The 2,984-nt window shown below is 56.7% G+C and carries 4 protein-coding genes; 3 read left to right on the top strand and 1 reads right to left on the bottom strand.

Features of this window, described 5'->3' with window-relative positions; translation table 11 throughout:
* The coding region (locus BG52_RS16540; RefSeq protein WP_036667296.1) for a uroporphyrinogen decarboxylase family protein at positions 1 to 691 on the bottom strand (691 nt) is incomplete at its 3' end.
* Between the two features lie 227 nt (positions 692 to 918).
* Between BG52_RS16540 and BG52_RS11625 the strand changes: the two genes are divergently transcribed.
* From BG52_RS11625 to BG52_RS11615, 3 genes are all read left to right on the top strand, one after another.
* Positions 919 to 2,580, top strand: a complete 1,662-nt coding sequence (locus BG52_RS11625) for a PhoX family protein (protein ID WP_081793831.1) — start codon at positions 919 to 921, stop codon at positions 2,578 to 2,580.
* A gap of 46 nt (positions 2,581 to 2,626) precedes the next feature.
* Positions 2,627 to 2,845: a twin-arginine translocase TatA/TatE family subunit gene (gene tatA / locus BG52_RS11620; RefSeq protein WP_036580780.1), complete on the top strand. Its 219-nt coding sequence runs from the start codon at positions 2,627 to 2,629 to the stop codon at positions 2,843 to 2,845.
* Between the two features lies 1 nt (position 2,846).
* Positions 2,847 to 2,984: twin-arginine translocase subunit TatC (locus tag BG52_RS11615; RefSeq protein WP_036667295.1), on the top strand; the 138-nt coding region annotated here is incomplete at its 3' end.

Genomic DNA, 2,984 nt, shown 5'->3' with positions numbered 1-2,984 from the left:
CGGACAGCTCCGCGAAGATCCGCTCGACGGTCGGCAGCACGAAGTGCCTGAAATCGTCGGGAGCAAGCGCGCCCACCCAGCTGTCGAACAGCTGGATCGCTTTGCCTCCGGCAGCGATATGGGCGCGCAGATAGGCAATGACCATGTCGCCCAGCTTGTCCATTAACAGATGCCATACGTCGGGCGCGCCGTACATCATTTCCTTCGTGCGCAAATAGTTGCGGGAAGGACGCCCTTCGATCAGGTAGCTCGCAATCGTGAACGGCGCGCCGGCGAATGTGATCAGCGGCACGTCAAGCTCACGGTCGAGAATCCGAATCGTCTCCAGAACATGCGACAAATCGCCCTCCACGTCGATCGGCTTCAGCCGTTCCACATCCGCCCTGCTGCGGATCGGATTGGCGATCACCGGTCCGACGTTCGCGACGATATCAAAATCGATGCCGATCGAAGCGACGGGATTCATGATATCGGAATACAAAATAGCAGCATCCACGTCCAGCTTGCGGACCGGCATCAGCGTCACTTCCGCAGCCAGCTCCGGCTGCCGGCATATTTCAAGCAGCGAATAACGTTCCTTTATTTTACGGTATTCCGGATCATACCGTCCTGCCTGGCGCATATACCAAACGGGCACGCGGTCGACGCTTTCTTTTCGGCATGCCCGGACGAATCGGTCGTTATAGCTCATTCCCGCTCCCCATTTCTCTCTATTTCCCTTCGCTTCCATTATGCCCTTTTTGCACACCGCTAACAACCGTCGCGTTTCGACTTTCGTTGACAAACCTATGACAAATTGACCTTTACAAAACCTTCAACCGCCATTGACGCGCCGTTTACGTTCGCCATTTATAATGGTTTGCGTTAAGTCTATTCTAGCATTTATCGAGGGAGATGTGCGAGTTGGAAAACAAGAACATGGACCGCAAAACATTTTTGTCCTACCTGGGAACAGGGGCTGCCGCATTGGCCGCCGCATCGGCCGGCTTGGGCGTGCTGGACGGCAAAGCGTCGGCCGCGTCATCGACCGCCAATCATCTTTTCGGCTTCAAGACCAATAAGGTCAGCGGGTATTTCAATCCGATCGGTCCTTCCAAGGAAGACAAGCTGATCCTGCCGAACGGCTTCAAATACGATGTGATCGCCGCTATGGACGACGTGATCAACAAGGACGGCGACAAATTCGGCGACGGCTCCGACTATAACGCTTTTCTACCGATCGACGGCTCCAATACGCGCGGCCTGCTGGTCAACAATCACGAATATACGGGCATTTTCAGCGTAGGACCGATCAAGGACGGTCAAATGACGGCCGAGCAAATTCAGAAAAACCTGTACTACCAAGGCATGTCGGTCATCGAGGTCTACCGCGACGAGAACGGAACGTGGAAAATGGACACCAAGTCCAAGTACGCGCGCCGTATTACCGGATTCACGAAGATCGAGCTGACCGGACCCGCCCGGGGCAATGCGGCCGTCGGCAATGCGACAACGGTACAAGGCACGTTCGCGAACTGCTCCGGCGGCGTGACGCTCTGGAACACGGTGCTGTCCTGCGAGGAGAACTTCACCGAAACCGCAGTCGCGTCCAAGCTGGATGTCACCCACTACGGCTGGGTCGTCGAGATCGATCCCTTCGACAAATCGTTCCTGAAGAAGCATACGGCCCTGGGTCGTTTCAGCCACGAGAATACCGCAATGGGACTGGCCGCAGACGGCCGCGTCGTCGTGTACATGGGCGATGACAAAAAAGATGCTTGCGTCTACAAGTTCGTCAGCAACGGCAAGTACGACAAAGCCAAAGGCCGCGCCAATTCGGCATTGCTGGAATCCGGCACGCTGTTCGTCGCCAACCTGAAATTCGGCAAATGGATGGCTGTCACGATCGACGAAGTGCTGAAGGTACTCGGCAGCGAAACATTCAAAGCGCCTGCCGGCGTCACCGCAAAGCGTGAGGACCTGCTCAAAAAATACAAGACGCAGGCCGATATCGTGGTCAATTGCGCGGAGGCCGCGCTGCTCGTAGGCGGCACTCCAACGGACCGTCCGGAGGATATCGAAATATCGCCGTTCGACAACACGGTGTTCATCTGCCACACGAACAACGATCTGCACGGCAACATTCACGGCCACATTACGCGCATCTTCGAATCCGGCAACGACCTGGGCGCCCTCGAATTCGATTTCGAGATTTTCGCGGCAGGCGGCAGACAATCCGGCTTCAGTTCCCCGGACAATCTGGCGTTCGACTCGAACGGCAGCCTGTGGGTCGTGACCGACATTTCGAGCGGCAGCCTTAACAAAGGCGTGCACCAATCGTTCATGAACAACGGGCTGTTCGTCATCCCGACCTCAGGACGCGACAAGGGCGTGGCCTATCAATTCGCCTCCGGCCCGGTCGAATGCGAGATGACGGGACCCTTCTTCACGCCGGACGAGCAGACGCTGTTCCTCTCGGTCCAGCATCCCGGAGAAGAAACGACGGATTTGAACAATCCGACGAGCCGTTGGCCGCACCGGGCAGGCGATACGAAACCCCGCGCGGCCGTAGTCGCCATCAGCGGATTTAATCTGGGCTAATCAACCGCAATCCGGCCAAACCTAAATTAAAGGGAGTGTGACGACCATGCCTTTCGGCAATATCGGCATCGGCGGGCTTGTTCTTATTCTCATCATCGCGTTGATCATTTTCGGACCGTCCAAGCTTCCCGAACTGGGACGCGCATTCGGACGCACGCTTAGCGAATTCAAGGGCGCCACGCGCGGGCTGGTGAACGGCGAATCGGACGACGAGGCGAAAAAGACTCCGGCCGGGGCGGAAACCCCGGCGTCTGTGAACAAGTAAGATGAAAAAAAATGTGAACGACTTGAATCTGGTCGGTCACCTGGATGAACTTCGCACCCGGCTGATCCGGACGCTTATCGCTTTTCTCGTGTCCATGGCGGCCGCCTTCCTGTACGTCCGGCAGATTTACGGCTGGCTC

This window comes from Paenibacillus darwinianus, assembly GCF_000598065.1.
Lineage (GTDB): Bacteria > Bacillota > Bacilli > Paenibacillales > Paenibacillaceae > Paenibacillus_I > Paenibacillus_I darwinianus.
Note: the sequence above shows the minus strand (reverse complement) of the source record. Positions and strands in the feature narration are given on the sequence as shown.

What these genes read in the sequence shown, in the direction of transcription:
- tatA (WP_036580780.1), top strand. Translation starts at nt 2,627, where the DNA reads ATGCCTTTCGGCAATATCGGCATCGGCGGGCTTGTTCTTATTCTCATC.
- BG52_RS11625 (WP_081793831.1), top strand. Translation starts at nt 919, where the DNA reads ATGGACCGCAAAACATTTTTGTCCTACCTGGGAACAGGGGCTGCCGCA.